The following is a 16,327-nucleotide window of genomic DNA, read 5'->3' as shown; positions in this document are numbered from 1 at the left end:
CATGGCGGCCGAAGTGCATGTCGGTTGTGCGGGCTGGAGCCTTCCCCGGGACAGCTGGCCGCAGTTCCCCGACACCGGCACCCATTTGCAGCGTTACGCCCAGCGCTTCAACGCGGTGGAAATCAACTCGTCGTTTTACCGGCCGCACCAGCCGGCCACCTACAAACGCTGGGCCGCGGCGGTACCTGCCGGCTTCCGTTTTTCGGTCAAGCTGCCCAAAACCATCACCCACGAAAAGCGCCTGCAAGGCTGCGCCCCGCTGCTGCACGACTTCCTGGCCCAGGCGCACGGCCTGTGCGACCGGCTGGGCTGCCTGCTGGTGCAGCTGCCGCCCAGCCTGGCATTTGAGGACAGCACGGCCAGGCCGTTTTTCAGGGACTTGCGCGCGCAGCACCCGGGCGCAGTCGCGCTGGAGCCGCGCCACGCAAGTTGGTTCACCCCGGAGGTGGATGCCGTCCTGACGGAACAGAAGATTGGCCGCGTGCTGGCCGACCCGGTGCTGCATGCCGCTGGCGCCTCACCGGGCGGCTGGCCCGGCCTGGTGTATGTGCGGCTGCACGGTTCGCCGCGCATGTATTACTCGTCGTATGGCAAGGCAACGCTGCAGGCCCTGGCGCTGAAACTGCGGGAAAGCGCCGGCGGCGGCGCAGAGGTCTGGTGCATCTTCGACAACACCGCGGCAGGCGCGGCCGTGGACAACGCGCTGGAACTCAGCGGGTTGCTGGCCTAGACAAAAGGTTCGGCCAGCTCTTCGACAGCGAACACCCGCTGCACCGCGGGCCGGGCGAGCATGCGCTGCAGGTAGGGTCCGAGATGTGGACGCGTGCGGGCGGCGGGTGACTGGAAGTTGCGTGTCCAGCGGCACAGCGTGAACACATAGGCGTCCAGCGCACTGTAGGGCTCACCGGCAAACCAGGGGCCGCCGTGGCGTGCCAGTTCGGTGTCCAGCTGGTCCAGCATGCCGCCGATTTTTGCTTCGGCCTGCGCCTTGACCTCGGCCGCGCCAGCGACATTGCCGGGCGCTACCGAACGTTCCGGATAGAAGTAGGTGATCAGCGTGGCCTGCAGGGTGTTGGTCAGCCACATCAACCATTTGTAGAAGTGGGCGCGCGCTGCCGTGCCCAGCGGCGGCACCAGCCCCGCTTCGGGAAACATGTCGCTCAGGTACAGGCAGATCGCCGCGGTTTCGTACAGCACCACATCGCCATCGACCAGCACCGGAATCAGGCCGTTCGGATTGAGCCGGAGGTAGTCCGGCGCCTTGTGCGCGTTTTGCATCCGGTCCACCAGCACGCGCTGGTAAGGCACGCCGATTTCTTCAAGCACGATGTGCGGCACCATGGCCGCGGTGCTGGGGTAATAGTGCAGACTGGTCATGGCACTTTGACGCCAAACAGGGTCGCGCCGTTGTCCCAGCCGATTTTCCGCGCCACATCGGGCGGCAGATCACCCAGCCAGGTTCGGTAGCCCTTCATGAGTTCGTCGTAGTACTGCCAGCGCTGGTTGACCCAGGTGTCCGAGCCGATCATGAAACGCGTGGGGTACTTGAGCAGCAAGGCGCGCCACTCGGGGCACAGCTTGCCGGCGTCGCAGGTCAGGCCGGGCCGGTAGGACAGCTCGCCCATCAGCGTCGGGTAGCGGGCCAGCAGCGCCTCCACCCGCGCCACCGGGGCGCCGCTGATACCGGTGTGCGCCCAGATCAGCCGGGCGTTGGGCGCATGTGCCATCAGCAGGTCGATCGCCACGTCGTCCACATGGGAGAGCACCGCGAGTTTGTTCTTCTCGGCGAACTGCATCAGCTTTTTTGCGACCGGCCCGTTGGCATTGGCGCTGTCGTACAGATGGAATTCGCCGATGCCCTTGTACGGTCCGGCCTGGGCGCCGCTGACGCCGCGCGCAAACTCGGCCTGCACCATCTCGTAAATCGTCTCGTCGCGAAACCAGTTGTCGTAGTCGGCGCGGTTGCGGTACAGGCGGATGAAGGGCACCACGGTGACACCGGCGCGCGCCGTCTGCTCCGAGGCCGCCAGCGCCTTGGTGCCGTCGTTGGGCCGCGAGTTGGCGACGATGGCCTTGACGCCGCTGCGCTGCATGCGCGCCAGCACATCGGCGGGACCATGGGGACCGACGCTGCCGTTCCAGGCCTCCTCGTTGTAGTGCAGGTGCGCATCGAACAGCGGGCCGCTGTAGTCGGCCGCCTGGACGGTCGCCGAAAACGCTATGAAAAACAGAGCTGCTGGCGCCCGCCAGTCAGGGGCCAAAGGCCAAAAACCCTTGAAACGCTGGCGACCCATGGTTCAGCCCAGGTGGCTCGCGAAAAACGCCAGCGTGCGCTGCTTCGCCAGGGTGGCCGCGGCCTCGTTATAGGAGCCGCGCTGGTCGCAGTTGAAACCGTGGTTGGCCGCGTACACATGCACCTCGACGCCAGGCTGGGCTTTCTTGAAGGCCTCCACGGTGTCCAGCGGAATCCAGTGGTCCTGGTCGCCGAAGTGAACCATCACCGGGCAGGCCGGCCGGCGCGCTGGTTCGTCTCCCGCCGTCATGCCGCCGCCGTAATAAGGCACGGCCGCCGCCAGGCCGGACAGCGTGGCGGCCGCGCGCCAGGTCAGCAGGCCGCCCCAGCAGTAACCGACGATGCCGACCTTCTTGCCGCCCGTGCTTTTCGCCGCGTGGTCGATGGCCGCCTGCACATCCTGCAGCACACCCGGCGCCGGCAGGGCTTCCACCGCGGCCTTGAGCTCCATGCCGGTTTTCATGTCGGCCTCGGTGTAGCCGATATCCACACCCGGCCGCACACGGTGGAAGGTGGCGGGCGCCACCGCCAAGTACCCGGCCGCCGCGTAGCCGTCGGCCACCGAGCGGATGTGCGAGTTGACGCCGAAAATTTCCTGCAGCACCACCACGGCGGCTTTCGGCGTGCCGGCCGGCTCGGCCACATAGGCCGGAAAAACAAAACCGTCGGCGGATGTGAGGTCGATGAATTTACCCATGGCGGAAGTCTCCTGTTCAGTTGCTGGTTAAGGCTTCAATTTTTCGATTTCAATTTACCTGGCGGCAAGTTTTTTCTCAAGCAGATCGAGCCGGTCCTGGCCCCAGAAAATCTCGCCGTCAACCACGTAACTGGGCGCGCCAAACACCCCGGCGTCAATGGCCTGCTGGGTGCGGGTGTCATACAGTTGCTGGATGGCCGGGCTGTGGGACTGGGTCAGGCGTGCGGCATCCAGGCCGCGTTCCTGCAGGATCTCCGCGAGTACCTGGTCGTCGGCAATGTTGCGCTCCTCCACCCAGACCGCCTTGAAAATCGCGCCGGCCAGGGTCATGGCCGTGGCGCTGCCGTCGGACTGGTCCACCGCTGTGATCAGCCGCGCGGCGGGGTCGCCGCCCACGGGGAAAAATTTGGGCTGGCGGTTGATCGGCAGCCGCAGGTGCTCGCTGAAACGCTGCAGCTCCACCAGCCGGTAGGCCTGGCGCTGCGGCGCACGCTGGCCCAGCGGCAGGCCGCCGGACACCGGAAAGATCTTGCCGAAATCCACCGGCAGCACCCGTACCGTGGCGCCGGCCGCACTGGCGATCTGCGCAAAACGCTGGTGGCCCAGGTAGGTCCACGGGCTTTGCGGCGTGAAGTAATAGTCGATGGTGGTGCTCAAGGTTGTCTCCGGTGGGGATGCTGTATTTGCGGCTGCTGCGGCCGATTGAGGTAGATTCGGGTCAACCCGGTTTGTAACCGGGATTGCATTTTTTTGCTGGAGACCGGCTTTGTCCAACATCGTTCTGATCACCGGGGGTTCGCGCGGCATTGGCGCGGCCACCGCATTGCTGGCCGCGCGCGCCGGCTACGCCGTGGCCGTCAACTACACCAGCAACTCGCTCGCCGCCGACGAGGTGGTGCGGAGAATACGCCAGGGCGGCGGCACGGCGATCACGGTGCAGGCCGACGTGGCCGAGGAAAGCCAGGTGCTGGCCATGTTTGAGAAAGTCGACGCCAAGCTCGGCCGCCTGACGGCGCTGGTCAACAACGCCGGCGTGGTGGACCAGACCGCGCGGGTGGACGGCATGAGTGTGGCGCGCCTCAAACGCATGTTCGACATCAACGTGATCGGCACCATGATCTGCGCGCGTGAAGCGGTCAAACGCATGAGCACGCGTTATGGTGGCGCGGGCGGTGCCATCGTCAATGTCTCCAGCGTGGCCGCGCGCCTGGGCGCACCCGGCCAATATGTGGATTACGCCGCGGCCAAGGGCGCGGTGGACGTTTTCACCCTCGGGCTGGCCAAGGAGGTCGCCGCCGAAGGCATACGCGTCAACGCGGTGCGGCCCGGCATCATTGACACCGACATCCACGCCTCGGGCGGCCTGCCCGACCGCGCGCGCGACCTGGCGCCGCAGGTGCCCATGCAGCGGGCGGGCAGCGCCGACGAAGTGGCGCAAAGCATTGTCTGGCTGCTCGGCGAGGCGTCGAGCTACACCACCGGCGCACTGCTGGACATCGCAGGAGGCCGTTGATGGATTTCAAACCCCTGGTGACCCTGCTGGCCATCGTCAACCCGCTGGCCATCGTGCCGTTTTTCATTCACTACACGCGGGGATTTTCGACCGAGCAGCGGCGGCGCACCATCGTCATCGCCTCGTTCAGCGCCTTCATGGTGATTGCCACCAGCGCGCTGCTGGGCCTGCAGATCCTCGAGTTCTTCAGCATCTCGCTGGCCAGCTTCCAGGTCGGCGGCGGCATGCTGCTGCTGATCAGTTCCATGAACATGCTCAACGCGCAGCCGGCCGAAGCCAAGCCGAACACGCACGAGCTGGAAGACGGCGCAGAAAAAGCCGCCATGGGTGCGAGCATCGCCGTGGTGCCGCTGACCATTCCCCTGCTCACCGGCCCGGCCACCATGTCCACGGTGGTGATTTACGCCGAGAAAGCGCAGAACTTCCTGCAGCTCGGCATGCTGGTCGGTTACGGCGTGGTGATCGGCCTGGCCACGGCCGTGTGTTTCGCGCTGGCCCACCCGATTGCGCGCGTGCTCGGCAAGACCGGTATCAACGTGATGACCCGGCTGATGGGCCTGATCCTGGCCGCACTGGCGATCGAGGTGATGACCGGCGGGCTGCTCAAGCTGTTTCCCATCCTCGGCCGCGGCCTGTAGGAAATCCGCCGTCAGCCCTTACCGGGCGGGCGCAGCAGGCTACTTTTTCAATAGCAGTACAGCACTGCCGCCAGGCTCATCCGGCTCAGTGACGATGCAGGTGGTGCGCATCGGGCACATGCGGATGGGCGTGCTCCAGCGGCTCGTGGTGGTGCGGATGGCTGTGCGTCCCCACGGGCATCGGTTCGTGGCGGTGGGTGTGGTGGCCATCGGCATGGTCGTGTGCATGTTCGTGGTCCATGGCCGTGTGCCGGTGCACATGGCCGTGGGATTCCATCAGGTGCAGCAACACACCGCCCAGCATCAGCAACCCGCCGGCGCCCATCCAGGCGCTGACAGAGCGGTCGCCCAGGGCCAGCGCGAACACCGCACCGATGAAAGGCGCAAAGGCGAAAACGGAGCCGGTGCGCGCCGCGCCGAATGCCCGCTGCGCCAGCAGGTAAAAGCGCAGGCTCAGGCCGTAGCCGGTGGCGCCAACCGCCAGCAGGCCGGCGGCAGCCGCCAGCGCGGGCGCCGGTTCGGCGAACGCCAGCGCGAGCAGCGCCGTGACCGTCGCGCCCAGCGCCGCCTTGACCAGCACCACCTGCCCCGGGTCGCGCTCGGCCAGCGCGCGTGACAAGGTGTTGTCCATGCCCCAGGCGGCGGTGGCCACCAGCACGGCCAGCAGGCCGGCCAGCTGGGCCCCGCCGAGCCGGGCCTGGTCCAGCACCAGCACGGCCCCGCCGGCGAGCAACAGCGCCATGGCGACCCAGACGCGGGGACCCAGGGTTTCACGGTAAAGCCGCCAGGCCAGCAGCGCGGTGAACAGCGCCTCCAGGGTCAGCATCAGGGAGGCACTGGCACCGCTGGTGCGCTGCAGGCCCCAGGCCAGCGCCACCGGCCCGATCACGGCCCCGAAGAGCACCACCGCCAGCAAACGCCACCCATCGCTGCGCTGCAGACTGGACTCCTGCTGGCGGCCTTTCCGTAGCAGCGCACCGGCCAGCGCGGCGCCGGCGTACAGCAGGGCCGCCGTGGTCAGCGGCCCCAAGCCCCGGCCCAGGGACTGCACCAGCGGTGTACTGACACCAAAAAGCGTCGCCGCCAGCAGCGCCAGCAGGCCACCGCGCAAAGCGGGGCTGTTCATGTTCGTCGCCTCATGGAATCAGTCAAATCAGCCTCCAGCCCAGCATCGACGAGCGCCAACAGCTATTTTTTTTGTAGCAACCGGACCAGCCGGTTGCTGGTGTTGCGCAGGCGCTGGGCCAGCAGCTGGGTGATCTTGACCATCAGCTTGGCACCGACACCGGGGTGCTGGCGGATCAGCTGTCCGATCGCGGCGCGGCTCAGCACCGCGGCCTCCACCGCGTCGATGGCGGTGCAGGTGGCGTAACGCACGTCGCGGTCGAACATCGACATTTCGCCGAGGACCGCGCCTTCGGTGGTCACGCCGAGGCGCGACTTGCTGTCCGCGGCATCCGGGCCGTCGTCGTCGGCCGGCGTGGTTTTGGTCACGTCGACCGTGCCGCTGAGCAGCAACAGCATCCAGTCGCCGGCATCTCCCTCGGCGATCAGCACCTGCCCGGGCTGCGCGCGGATCAGCAGCATCGCTTCACCGAGCGTGTCGAGCTCCTTGAGCGTGAAGTCTTCCAGCAGGGCCGAGTGCTGCAGCAACGCCGGTCCGCGGCCGGACATCTTCTGGCAGCTGCCCAGCACCTCCAGCCCGGCCTGCCGCAGCTGGTCTTCCAGGGGACGGGCCGCCGGCGTGCCCGCCGCGCCCTCAGGAGCAGGCGTGGTCGCGCCCGGAGGCGGCGTGGCGGGAGTCAGGGGGTCTGTTGCAGCCATTGCGAAATCTCCTCGATGGCGGCGTCGGTCGCCGCGGTCAGCGCGCGCACGCCGCCGGCCGCGTCGGCGCTGGTGGCCGGGCGCTGGACCGTGAAGTAGCGCTGGGCCAGCAGTTTTTCGCCACTCGGCGTGTTCTCCACCAGGGTGGCGTGCAGCCGCACCAGGCCGGTGCTGCTGGCCGGCGACTGGAACAGGTGGCTGAACTCCTCGAGCTGCAGCTGCAACGTGCGCGGCGTCGCCCCCAGCGCCGCGCTGCGGTTCAGGGCCGGACCTTCCCCGGCGTTGAAGATGGCCCGGTCGCGGCCCAGCGTTTCGCGCAGGCGCTGGCGCACCAGCTGCGCGGGCGGCATGCTCCAGCGCGCCTGCGAGTAGGGCCGCAATTGCTGCGCATCGGCGTAGGCCAGCCGGTACAACACCGCCTGGTTGTCCAGCGCGCCGCCGGGTGTCGAAATGTCGCTGAGCGCCAGCGGCGGCAGCGGCGCCTGCCGCGTCGCGGGCTGCGTACTCGACAGGCCGGGCCCGAAGTCGTAAAGCGCGGCGCGCAACGGCTTGTCCGGCAGGGCCGAACAGGCGCCGAGTGCCAACACCACCAGAACCATCAAGCCAAATCGGCCTCCGACCCTTGACTGGCGGGTGCCAGCAGCTGCAATTTTGATAGCATTCATGGAATTCATGGTTTTCCTCCGGGAGCGGTAAAGCCGGTCTCACCCGGACCGGGCGTGGGCGGGCCATTGCCGAAAATCAGCGATTGCGGGTTGTCGTCCACCGCGTTGACGGTGCGCCGGAGCTGGCGCATGGCGCGGGCGGTTTCCTCGGCCACCTCACCCAGCCGCGGCAGGGTGGCGGCACTGAAGGTCTCCACCGTCGCCGTCAAGGCGGCGCCGCCTTCGGCCAGCTTGTCGAGGGGCCCGCCCTTGGCGTTGAGGCGCCCGGCCGTGGTGCCCACCTCGGTCGCGGTTTTGGACACATCGTCGGCCGCGGTTTTGAGGGACTTCATGGTGACGCTGGCCTCCTGGCTCAGCTTGGGCAGCGACGCCACCACCGGGTCCAGCTTCAGCACCACCTTGTTGATGTTGTCGGCTGCCTGGCCGAACTGCTGGACAGCACTCATCAGCGCCTGCTGGTTGCCGTCACCGAGCAGCTTGTTGAGCTTGATGCTGGCCGCCTCGACCTGGTCCATGATCACCTCGCTTTTGCCCAGCAGCTTGTCGAGCAGCCCCGGCTTGAGCGGGATGCGCGGCGGGTCGTCGTCGTTGGGCACCAGCAGCACCGTCGACGGGCCGTCGTCCTCGAGCTGGATGAAGCCCAGACCGGTGACGCCCTGCGAGCTCACGGTGGCAAAGGTCGACTGGGTCAGCGGCGTGCCGACATCGACCGAAATGCGCACCAGCACATTGCCCTTGGTCTTGTGGTCAAAACCGATGAACTCGACCTTGCCGACCGGCACGCCGCGAAAACGCACCTGCGCCTGCGGCTGCAGGCCCGAGAGCGTCTCGCGCGTGGACAGCTCGTACAGGTGGCGCTCGCCGTTGTCGCGTGTCAGCCAGACGGCCAGCAGTGCCAGCAGCGCGGCCACCACCAGCACAAAAGCGCCGGCGGCCATGGCATGGGCTTTGTTTTCCATTTTGAAAACCTCTCTTAATAGCTGTAGCGATGCATCAGACGGTGAAGGGATATTCGCGCAGCAACTCCATCGCGCGCTGGCCCCGTTCGCCAAGAAAAAAGTTGCGGATGAAGGGATGCGGAAAGGCAATCACGTCCCGCGGCGGGCCGCTGACAATGACCTGCTTGTCGGCCAGCACGGATATGCGCGTGCTGAGCTCGAACAGCGTGTCGAGGTCGTGCGTGACCATCACCACCGTGAGCTCCATGTCGCGGTGCAGCGAACGCAGCAGCGCGCAGAAGCTGTCGGAGCTTTCCGGATCCAGGCCGGCGGTCGGCTCGTCGAGCAGCAGCAGCGGCGGGTCCATGATCAGGGCACGCGCCAGCGACACCCGCTTGACCATGCCGCCGGACAGGTCGGCCGGCATCTTGTCCGCATGTTCGGGCGCCAGGCCGACCATCTGCAGCTTGACCATGGCCGCTTCACGGATCAGCGCATCCGGCAGGGTCTTGAGCTCGCGCAGCGGGAAGGCAATGTTTTCCAGCACGGTGAAGGCCGAAAACAGCGCGCCCTGCTGGAACAGCATGCCGACACGGCGCGCGGCGCCGCGTTTGCCCAGCTCGGCGGCCGGCTTGCCCAGCACGGTGATCTCGCCGCGGGTCGGCGCCTCCAGCCCCAGCATCTCGCGCAGCAGCACGGTTTTGCCCGACCCCGAACCGCCGACCAGCGACATGAACTCGCCGCGCTCGATGCGCAGGTTCAGGTCCTGGTGAATGACGGCCTCTTTCTTGCCGTTTTTGAACACGGTCCACAGGTCGCGGATGTCAACAATGGCGTCGCTCATATGCCGATACTCTTGAACAGCACTGCAAACAGTGCATCCACCAGGATCACGACCGTGATCGAGGTGACCACCGACGCCGTGGTGCCCTGACCCAGGCTTTCGGTGTTGGGTTTGACACGCAGGCCGAAATGACAGCCGATCAGCGCAATCAGCACACCGAACACCACCGACTTGGCGGTAGCCAGCGTCAGGTTGGCGGCGTCCACCGCCTCCGGCAGGGCATCGATGAAGAAGGACGGCGTCACGCCCATAACGAGGTCGGCGGCGAGCATGCCGCCCAGCAGGGCTGCGATGGTGGTCCAGACGCTGATCAGCGGCATCACGATGGCCAGCGCCATGGCGCGCGGCATGACCAGCCGGTAGCTGTGCGCAATGCCCATCACGCGCATGGCATCGAGTTCTTCGGTCACGCGCATCACGCCGATCTGTGCGGTGATGGCCGAGCCGGAACGCCCGGCGATCAGGATGGCGGCAAGCACCGGCCCGAGCTCGCGGATCAATGAGATGCCCAGGATGTTGACGATGAAGGCGTCGGCGCCGAACTGGCGCAACTGCTGCGAGATCAGGTAGGCCAGCACCACCCCGATCAGGAAGCCGACCAGCGCAGTGATCGGCAGGGCCGTCGCACCGATGTGGTACAGGTGGCCGGACAGGTCGCGCCAGGGACCTTCGCGCGGATTTTTGACGAGTTTGATCAGGTTCAGCAGCAGCCGCCCCACCAGGGCGAGCAGGTCGGCGCCGTGGTCCACCACGGTGAGCACGCCTTTTCCGAGCGACAGAAAATTTTCCTGGAAACCTGGCGCCGGTGCTTCGGGCCGGTCGGTGCTGAACTGGGCCACACGGTCCAGCACCGCGCGTTGGGGCGGCATGACCTCCAGCTTCTCAGGCCACTTGCGGCCCCAGTGGTCCCACAACACCTGCGCACCCAGATGGTCGAGCGACCCGATCTGGCGCAAGTCCCACAGGGCCGTACCGGCTGCCGCAGCATCCAGCGCGTTCAGCTGGAGCGTCAGGGCCTGCCAGGCCGGCTGGGCCGTCAGCTCGGCGGCCGTCCACATGCCCAGCACCAGATAACACGCACCTTCGGGCGTGTCTTGCGGGTCAATGTGCGGAGCAGATTCGCGCGAGGCGTCGTCCTCCGGAGATGGCATGTTGTCGATAGGTGCAAGCGGCTTGGGATCGATGGGCGGAACAGGGCGACGCTCCGGTCCACACGCGTGACAGCCGCCCATTTACTGCATATTAAGGCAGCGGCCGGCGCAGGCGCTACAGCATTTGTCCCCAATCCATACCCCGCCCTGTCCTACAGCGAGGGCGCGGTGAATGCGGCCAGAGCGGGAATCATTGCGTGCCCCAGACCGCGTCGATCGCCTGCCAGGCGCTGGCCACCACCGGCGCCTGGCGCTGCGCGCTCAGGCTGACAAAACTCAGCACGCTTTGCAGGCTGACCTGGTCGGCAATCACCAGGCCGGCGGCATGTGACTCGCGGATCGCGATCGAGTCGCGCACCAGGCTCAGGCCCACTCCCGACTTGACCAGGTCCAGCATGGACGCCTCCTGATCCACCAGCGCCACCCGGTGCGGCTCGACGCCCAGCGGGCCGAACACACTGGCCAGCAACCGGTGGTGCGCCGAAGCGGGCGGCGTGGCAATCCAGGGCAGGGCCGCGAGCGCTTTCCAGTCCTTGCCGCGCACCTGCGGCCCCCAACCCGCCGGCGCCAGCACCCGGTAGGTGAAGTGCGTCAGCTCCCGGACGGCAAACCGCGCCGGCCGGTCCGGCGCCTGATCCGCTCCTGAATGTATAGCTGCTGACGCTTGTGTGGAAAGGTCTGCAGCCTGATTCTTCATGAAATCGCGGGTCTCGCCGAGCGGCTGGGCCGGCGTGCCGAGGTAAAAGCCCACATCGAGCTCACCCCGGTCGATTTGCGCCAGCACCTCGCCGCTCATGGCCTGGCGCAGTTCGGTTTCCACCTGGGGCGCGGTTTCCACCAGCACCTTCAGGAAAGCCCCGAGCCGGGTGAACTCGGGGTCGAGGATGGTGCCTATGCGCAGGCGGCCGCGCACCTGGCTGTGCAGGCGGGCCGCGGCGTTCCTGAAGTCACTCTGCGCGGCCAGCACTTTTTCGGCCAGCGGCAGCAGGGCCGCGCCGTCGCGCGTCAGGTTCATGCCCTGCGCGCTGCGCTTGAACAGTGTCAGCCCCGTGGCAGCTTGCAGGCCTTTAATCTGCAGACTGACGGCCGGCTGGGTCAGGGCCAGCTTGTCCGCAGCGCGCGACAGGCTGCCCTCGCGGGCCACCGCCACAAAAATCCGGAGCGTCTGGATGTCCATTATTAGAAATATTTATAACACTTCTGAGAAATTCAAAGTGGCAAAAACTTGCCCAGTCCGCTAATCTGTTGGATTAGTCACAGGTTAATTGCAGGAGACCGCCCCATGAATGATATGAGCCAACCAAATATGAACAGCAGTATCCAGGCCATAGGCCACGCCATCAACGGTCGCACCGTGCCCGGCCACTCCGGGCGCGCGCAGGACGTCTTCAACCCCGCCACCGGCGCCGTGACCGGCCGCGTGGCGTTGGCCAATGCAACCGAGGTGGACGCTGCTGTCAGCGCGGCCCAGGCCGCCTTTCCGGCCTGGGCCGACACGCCGCCGATCCGCCGCGCGCGGGTGATGTTCAAGTTCCTCGAACTGCTGAACCAGAACAAGGACACCCTGGCCCACATGATCACCGCCGAACACGGCAAGGTCTTCACCGATGCCCAGGGCGAGGTCTCGCGCGGCATCGACATCGTCGAGTTCGCCTGCGGCATTCCGCAGCTGCTCAAGGGCGACTTCACCGACCAGGTGAGCACCGGCATCGACAACTGGACGCTGCGCCAGCCGCTCGGTGTGGTCGCCGGCATCACCCCTTTCAACTTCCCGGTGATGGTGCCGATGTGGATGTTCCCGGTGGCAATCGCCGCCGGCAACTGCTTCGTCCTCAAGCCCAGCCCGATCGACCCGAGCGCCAGCCTGTACATGGCCGAGTTGCTCAAGCAGGCCGGCCTGCCTGACGGCGTGTTCAACGTGGTGCAGGGCGACAAGGAGGCGGTCGACGCCCTGCTGGTGCACCCGGACGTGAAGGCCGTGTCGTTCGTCGGCTCCACGCCGATTGCCAACTACATCTATGAAACCGGCGCGCACCATGGCAAACGTGTGCAGGCGCTCGGCGGCGCGAAGAACCACATGGTGGTCATGCCCGATGCGGACCTGGAGCAGGCGGTCGATGCGCTGATAGGCGCGGGTTACGGCTCGGCCGGCGAGCGTTGCATGGCGATTTCGGTCGCAGTGCTGGTCGGCAATGTGGCCGACAAACTGGTGCCCATGCTGGCCGCGCGCGCCAAAACCCTGGTCGTCAAGAACGGGGTCGAGCTCGATGCCGAGATGGGCCCCATCGTGACCGCCGCGGCCCACCAGCGCATCACCGGCTACATCGACACCGGGGTGAAAGAGGGTGCGAAGCTGCTGGTCGATGGCCGCGGCTTCACCGGCCAAAGCGCAGGCGCCGGTTGCGACCAGGGCTTCTGGATGGGCGGCACGCTGTTCGACCATGTGACACCCGAGATGCGCATCTACAAGGAAGAAATTTTCGGCCCGGTGCTGGGCTGCGTGCGTGTCAAGGACCTGGCCGAAGCGGTGAACCTGATCAACGCCCACGAGTTCGGCAACGGCGTGAGCTGCTTCACGCGCGACGGCAATGTGGCGCGTGAATTTTCACGCCGCATCCAGGTCGGCATGGTCGGCATCAACGTGCCGATTCCCGTGCCCATGGCCTGGCACGGCTTTGGCGGCTGGAAGAAAAGCCTGTTCGGCGACATGCATGCCTACGGTGAGGAAGGCGTGCGTTTTTACACCAAGCAGAAGTCCATCATGCAGCGCTGGCCCGAGAGCATTGGCAAGGGCGCAGAGTTTGTCATGCCAACGGCCAAGTAAGCATGGTCGAGACCCTGTTCTGGGCGGGGCTTGGTATGGCCCTTGTCTGGATCGGTGTGGAAATGGTGCGCGCGGGTGACTGGTGGAATCGCATGCGTGCTGATCAACAGGACAAATTGATCGGCATGCCGCCAATGAAAAATGAAGAAGTGAGCCAGGCGATCAAAGAGTCGGCTCGGGTTAGATATGGCGGTTGGTTCGCGGCAACACCTCTCCTGGGTCTCGTGGGTATTTTGGTCGGCATCGTCTTCATCGTCCGTGCTTTGAACTTCATCTGACCAATCGTTCTTCGAAAAGCAACGCAACACAATAAAAAATGAACGAAAACATCTTTGACTACATCATCGTCGGGGGCGGCACCGCCGGCTGCCTGCTGGCCAACCGCCTGAGCGCGGACGCGTCCAAACGTGTGTTGCTGATCGAGGCCGGCCGCAAGGACGACTACCACTGGATCCACATCCCGGTCGGTTACCTGTACTGCATCGGCAACCCGCGCACCGACTGGCTCTACAACACCGAACCCGACGCCGGCCTGAACGGCCGCACGCTGCGTTACCCGCGCGGCAAGACCTTGGGCGGCTGCTCCAGCATCAACGGCATGATTTACATGCGCGGCCAGGCGCGCGACTACGACCGCTGGGCCGAACTCACCGGCGACGACGACTGGGCCTGGGACCAGGTCCTGCCGGGTTTTCGCAAACACGAGGACCACTACAAACTCGATGCACCCAAAGGCAAGGCAGAGGTCGTGGTCAATGAAAACTTCCGGCGACTGCATGGCCACAAGAGCCAGCATGCCACCAGCGAAGGCCTGGCACGCAAGATGGGCGGTGAGTGGCGCGTTGAAAAGCAGCGCCTGCGCTGGGACATCCTGGATGCGTTCGCCGCAGCGGCACAGCAGGCGGGCATCCCGGCCACCGACGACTTCAACGGCGGCAACAACGAAGGTGTCGGTTATTTCGAGGTCAACCAGAAAAGCGGCTGGCGCTGGAACACAGCCAAGGCGTTTTTGCGTCCGACCTGTTTTGCACGCCCCAACTTCGAGATGTGGACCGGCGCGCAGGTCTGCAAGCTGGTCATCGAGCGCCAGGACGACGGCAGCAAGCGCTGCACCGGCGTCGAGGTCTGGACCGGCCACGAACGGGTGCAGGCCTTTGCCACGCGTGACTCCGGCAGGGCGCAGGGCAAGCTCGGCGAGGTCATCCTGAGTGCCGGCAGCATAGGCTCGCCGCAAATCCTGCAACTCTCGGGCATCGGCCCGGCGGCGCTGCTGCAACAGCACGGCATCCCGGTGCTGGTGGACCTGCCCGGCGTGGGCGCCAACCTGCAGGACCACCTGCAGATCCGCTCGGTCTACAAGGTCAACCCTCTCGCAGGCAGCAAGGCAAAAAACTTCACGCTCAACACCCAGGGCAGCTCGTTCTGGGGCAAGGCCAAAATCGGCCTCGAATACGCGCTTAAACAGACCGGCCCGATGAGCATGGCGCCATCGCAGCTCGGTGCCTTCACGCGCAGCTCGCCGGACCAGCCTTACCCCAACATCGAGTACCACGTGCAGCCGCTGTCGCTCGACGCATTTGGCGAGCCGTTGCACAATTTCAACGCCTTCACCGCCAGCGTCTGCAATCTCAACCCCACGAGCCGGGGTTCCGTTCAGATCAAGAGCGGCAAGTTTGAAGACGCGCCCGCCATCGCGCCCAACTACCTCAGCACCGCCGAGGACCGGAAGGTGGCGGCCGACTCCCTGCGCGTCACCCGCCGCATTGTGAGCCAGAGCGCCCTGGCCGGCTACCAGCCCGAAGAGTTCCGTCCCGGCGTGCAGTTCCAGAGCGATGAAGACCTGGCGCGGCTGGCCGGCGACATTGCCACCACCATCTTCCACCCGGTGGGCACCACCAAAATGGGCACAGCAAACGACCCCATGGCGGTGGTGGACTCGCATCTGCGGGTGCGCGGGGTGACCGGGCTGCGTGTGGTGGATGCCGGCGTGATGCCGCTGATCACCAGCGGCAACACCAATTCACCGACATTGATGATTGCGGAAAAAGCCGCGCAATGGATACGGGACGGCTTTTAAGGCGCAGCCGCCATCCTGCCGCTATTGCCCGAGCAACGCGGCGATGGTCAAGCCTTCGCCTCTCTGATTACTGGCACGCAACTCGTCAGCACAGGTGATCCAGCTCTTGATCTGCGCGACCCAGCCTTCAGCCTCGTCATCGGCCGGCGGCGCCCTGCCCTTCATGGCCTGCGCCACAGGTTCGGGGCCGCAGCGGGCCTGCGCCGCATCGATGAAACCGAGCCGGTAAGACACCGCGGTCAGCAGCCGTTGCTCGGCCAGCCAGCGCGGGCTGATCACAAACAGGTCTGCCGGCGCGGTGGCGTTCATCTTGTCCAGGATGGCGCGCGGCGTGCCCAGCCCCGACATGTAGTTTTCCACCGTGCGCGCGATCTGGCTGACATAGGCCGACTGCTGGTCGATGCTGCCTTCCTTGAGCTGGACATGGATGCGGTGCACCCCCAGCGTGGCACCGCTGGACACATGGCGGGTCACGCCACTCATCCACAGGATGAAACAGGCGCTGTAGCAGCGCGCGCCACTGGCCACGTGGGTGGCGGCGTAACTCTTGTCCAGCAGATGGGCGATCTTGATGGCCTCCACCACATCACCGCCCGACGAATCCAGGTAAACCATGCGCGCAAAGCGCCCGTAGTTGTCGGGGTGCCGGACGAACTCGATGATCCTGTCGTAGTCGCCTTTCTCGATGGTCCCCCGGATCAACACACCGCGCTGGTAAGCCTGAATATCCGCAGCCGCGGCGGGCAGACATGCACAGGCCAACACGCTGATCAAAAAGGTGACGATGGCTCGCATCATGGGGGATCTCCTGCGGTCAGCCGGTAGAGCTGAACAGAAGTCCTCGTAGGACGATATTGCGCCGC

Annotated in this window: 18 protein-coding genes; 6 read left to right on the top strand and 12 right to left on the bottom strand. The window is 65.9% G+C overall.

Features of this window, described 5'->3' with window-relative positions:
- Position 1 precedes the first annotated feature (1 nt).
- Complete coding sequence (locus AAG813_RS16695) at positions 2 to 730, top strand: DUF72 domain-containing protein (protein WP_341916839.1); 729 nt, start codon at positions 2 to 4, stop codon at positions 728 to 730.
- Here the strand turns inward: AAG813_RS16695 and AAG813_RS16690 are convergent.
- From AAG813_RS16690 to AAG813_RS16675, 4 genes are all read right to left on the bottom strand, one after another.
- Positions 727 to 1,377, bottom strand: a complete 651-nt coding sequence (locus tag AAG813_RS16690) for a glutathione S-transferase family protein (protein WP_341916838.1) — start codon at positions 1,375 to 1,377, stop codon at positions 727 to 729. The two genes, AAG813_RS16695 and AAG813_RS16690, sit on opposite strands and share 4 nt — an antisense overlap.
- Positions 1,374 to 2,231, bottom strand: a complete 858-nt coding sequence (locus AAG813_RS16685; protein ID WP_341916860.1) for an amidohydrolase family protein — start codon at positions 2,229 to 2,231, stop codon at positions 1,374 to 1,376. Before AAG813_RS16685 ends, AAG813_RS16690 begins: the two co-directional genes overlap by 4 nt.
- A 66-nt stretch (positions 2,232 to 2,297) precedes the next feature.
- On the bottom strand, positions 2,298 to 2,990 hold the full coding sequence (locus tag AAG813_RS16680) for a dienelactone hydrolase family protein (RefSeq protein WP_341916837.1): 693 nt from the start codon (positions 2,988 to 2,990) through the stop codon (positions 2,298 to 2,300).
- Positions 2,991 to 3,044: 54 nt separating this feature from the next.
- Entirely contained in the window at positions 3,045 to 3,647 is a 603-nt protein-coding gene (locus AAG813_RS16675; protein WP_341916836.1) for a 2-hydroxychromene-2-carboxylate isomerase, read from the bottom strand.
- A gap of 109 nt (positions 3,648 to 3,756) precedes the next feature.
- Between AAG813_RS16675 and AAG813_RS16670 the strand changes: the two genes are divergently transcribed.
- Both AAG813_RS16670 and AAG813_RS16665 read left to right on the top strand, forming a co-directional pair.
- On the top strand, positions 3,757 to 4,503 hold the full coding sequence (locus AAG813_RS16670) for an SDR family oxidoreductase (RefSeq protein WP_341916834.1): 747 nt from the start codon (positions 3,757 to 3,759) through the stop codon (positions 4,501 to 4,503).
- Positions 4,503 to 5,141 (top strand): MarC family protein, encoded by a 639-nt coding sequence (locus AAG813_RS16665; RefSeq protein WP_341916832.1) that lies wholly within the window; start codon positions 4,503 to 4,505, stop codon positions 5,139 to 5,141. Before AAG813_RS16670 ends, AAG813_RS16665 begins: the two co-directional genes overlap by 1 nt.
- A gap of 85 nt (positions 5,142 to 5,226) precedes the next feature.
- On the opposite strand, the gene AAG813_RS16660 is transcribed toward AAG813_RS16665, so the two are convergent.
- The 7 genes from AAG813_RS16660 to AAG813_RS16630 form a co-directional block, all read right to left on the bottom strand.
- Positions 5,227 to 6,267 carry a DMT family transporter gene (locus tag AAG813_RS16660; protein WP_341916830.1) on the bottom strand — a complete coding sequence of 347 codons (1,041 nt, stop codon included), beginning with the start codon at positions 6,265 to 6,267 and terminating at the stop codon, positions 5,227 to 5,229.
- Positions 6,268 to 6,329: 62 nt separating this feature from the next.
- The gene (locus tag AAG813_RS16655; RefSeq protein WP_341916828.1) at positions 6,330 to 6,965 is read right to left on the bottom strand and encodes a cyclic nucleotide-binding domain-containing protein; all 636 of its coding nucleotides are present in this window, start codon (positions 6,963 to 6,965) and stop codon (positions 6,330 to 6,332) included.
- Positions 6,944 to 7,639 (bottom strand): ABC-type transport auxiliary lipoprotein family protein, encoded by a 696-nt coding sequence (locus AAG813_RS16650; RefSeq protein WP_341916827.1) that lies wholly within the window; start codon positions 7,637 to 7,639, stop codon positions 6,944 to 6,946. Before AAG813_RS16650 ends, AAG813_RS16655 begins: the two co-directional genes overlap by 22 nt.
- Complete coding sequence (locus AAG813_RS16645; protein ID WP_341916825.1) at positions 7,636 to 8,589, bottom strand: MlaD family protein; 954 nt, start codon at positions 8,587 to 8,589, stop codon at positions 7,636 to 7,638. The genes AAG813_RS16650 and AAG813_RS16645 overlap by 4 nt, the downstream gene beginning before the upstream one ends.
- 34 nt (positions 8,590 to 8,623) lie before the next feature.
- Positions 8,624 to 9,412: an ATP-binding cassette domain-containing protein gene (locus AAG813_RS16640; RefSeq protein WP_341916824.1), complete on the bottom strand. Its 789-nt coding sequence runs from the start codon at positions 9,410 to 9,412 to the stop codon at positions 8,624 to 8,626.
- A complete protein-coding gene (locus AAG813_RS16635; RefSeq protein WP_341916823.1) occupies positions 9,409 to 10,563 on the bottom strand; it encodes an ABC transporter permease in 1,155 nt (384 codons plus the stop codon). The genes AAG813_RS16640 and AAG813_RS16635 overlap by 4 nt, the downstream gene beginning before the upstream one ends.
- Before the next feature lie 190 nt (positions 10,564 to 10,753).
- Positions 10,754 to 11,740, bottom strand: a complete 987-nt coding sequence (locus tag AAG813_RS16630; protein ID WP_341916822.1) for a LysR family transcriptional regulator — start codon at positions 11,738 to 11,740, stop codon at positions 10,754 to 10,756.
- Between the two features lie 129 nt (positions 11,741 to 11,869).
- Here AAG813_RS16630 and AAG813_RS16625 point away from each other — a divergent pair, with 129 nt between their 5' ends.
- The 3 genes from AAG813_RS16625 to AAG813_RS16615 are packed head-to-tail and all read left to right on the top strand — an operon-like array spanning position 11,870 to position 15,464.
- Positions 11,870 to 13,387 carry a CoA-acylating methylmalonate-semialdehyde dehydrogenase gene (locus AAG813_RS16625; protein ID WP_341916820.1) on the top strand — a complete coding sequence of 506 codons (1,518 nt, stop codon included), beginning with the start codon at positions 11,870 to 11,872 and terminating at the stop codon, positions 13,385 to 13,387.
- A gap of 2 nt (positions 13,388 to 13,389) precedes the next feature.
- Positions 13,390 to 13,665 (top strand): hypothetical protein, encoded by a 276-nt coding sequence (locus AAG813_RS16620; protein WP_341916819.1) that lies wholly within the window; start codon positions 13,390 to 13,392, stop codon positions 13,663 to 13,665.
- Between the two features lie 38 nt (positions 13,666 to 13,703).
- Positions 13,704 to 15,464, top strand: coding sequence for a GMC family oxidoreductase N-terminal domain-containing protein (locus AAG813_RS16615; protein WP_341916818.1), 1,761 nt, complete (start codon positions 13,704 to 13,706; stop codon positions 15,462 to 15,464).
- A 21-nt stretch (positions 15,465 to 15,485) separates the two neighbouring features.
- Here the strand turns inward: AAG813_RS16615 and AAG813_RS16610 are convergent, their stop codons facing one another.
- Positions 15,486 to 16,262, bottom strand: a complete 777-nt coding sequence (locus AAG813_RS16610; RefSeq protein ID WP_341916816.1) for a hypothetical protein — start codon at positions 16,260 to 16,262, stop codon at positions 15,486 to 15,488.
- Positions 16,263 to 16,327 lie beyond the last annotated feature (65 nt).

The sequence above is a fragment of the Polaromonas sp. YR568 genome, from assembly GCF_943371715.1.
GTDB lineage: Bacteria > Pseudomonadota > Gammaproteobacteria > Burkholderiales > Burkholderiaceae_C > Polaromonas.
The sequence above is the reverse complement of the archived record's forward strand: the minus strand, read 5'-3'. Positions and strand labels throughout refer to the sequence as shown.

What these genes read in the sequence shown, in the direction of transcription:
- AAG813_RS16695 (WP_341916839.1), top strand. Translation starts at nt 2, where the DNA reads ATGGCGGCCGAAGTGCATGTCGGTTGTGCGGGCTGGAGCCTTCCCCGG.
- AAG813_RS16690 (WP_341916838.1), bottom strand. Translation starts at nt 1,377, where the DNA reads ATGACCAGTCTGCACTATTACCCCAGCACCGCGGCCATGGTGCCGCAC.
- AAG813_RS16680 (WP_341916837.1), bottom strand. Translation starts at nt 2,990, where the DNA reads ATGGGTAAATTCATCGACCTCACATCCGCCGACGGTTTTGTTTTTCCG.
- AAG813_RS16665 (WP_341916832.1), top strand. Translation starts at nt 4,503, where the DNA reads ATGGATTTCAAACCCCTGGTGACCCTGCTGGCCATCGTCAACCCGCTG.
- AAG813_RS16660 (WP_341916830.1), bottom strand. Translation starts at nt 6,267, where the DNA reads ATGAACAGCCCCGCTTTGCGCGGTGGCCTGCTGGCGCTGCTGGCGGCG.
- AAG813_RS16655 (WP_341916828.1), bottom strand. Translation starts at nt 6,965, where the DNA reads ATGGCTGCAACAGACCCCCTGACTCCCGCCACGCCGCCTCCGGGCGCG.
- AAG813_RS16650 (WP_341916827.1), bottom strand. Translation starts at nt 7,639, where the DNA reads ATGAATTCCATGAATGCTATCAAAATTGCAGCTGCTGGCACCCGCCAG.
- AAG813_RS16645 (WP_341916825.1), bottom strand. Translation starts at nt 8,589, where the DNA reads ATGGAAAACAAAGCCCATGCCATGGCCGCCGGCGCTTTTGTGCTGGTG.
- AAG813_RS16640 (WP_341916824.1), bottom strand. Translation starts at nt 9,412, where the DNA reads ATGAGCGACGCCATTGTTGACATCCGCGACCTGTGGACCGTGTTCAAA.
- AAG813_RS16635 (WP_341916823.1), bottom strand. Translation starts at nt 10,563, where the DNA reads ATGCCATCTCCGGAGGACGACGCCTCGCGCGAATCTGCTCCGCACATT.
- AAG813_RS16630 (WP_341916822.1), bottom strand. Translation starts at nt 11,740, where the DNA reads ATGGACATCCAGACGCTCCGGATTTTTGTGGCGGTGGCCCGCGAGGGC.
- AAG813_RS16625 (WP_341916820.1), top strand. Translation starts at nt 11,870, where the DNA reads ATGAACAGCAGTATCCAGGCCATAGGCCACGCCATCAACGGTCGCACC.
- AAG813_RS16620 (WP_341916819.1), top strand. Translation starts at nt 13,390, where the DNA reads ATGGTCGAGACCCTGTTCTGGGCGGGGCTTGGTATGGCCCTTGTCTGG.
- AAG813_RS16615 (WP_341916818.1), top strand. Translation starts at nt 13,704, where the DNA reads ATGAACGAAAACATCTTTGACTACATCATCGTCGGGGGCGGCACCGCC.
- AAG813_RS16610 (WP_341916816.1), bottom strand. Translation starts at nt 16,262, where the DNA reads ATGATGCGAGCCATCGTCACCTTTTTGATCAGCGTGTTGGCCTGTGCA.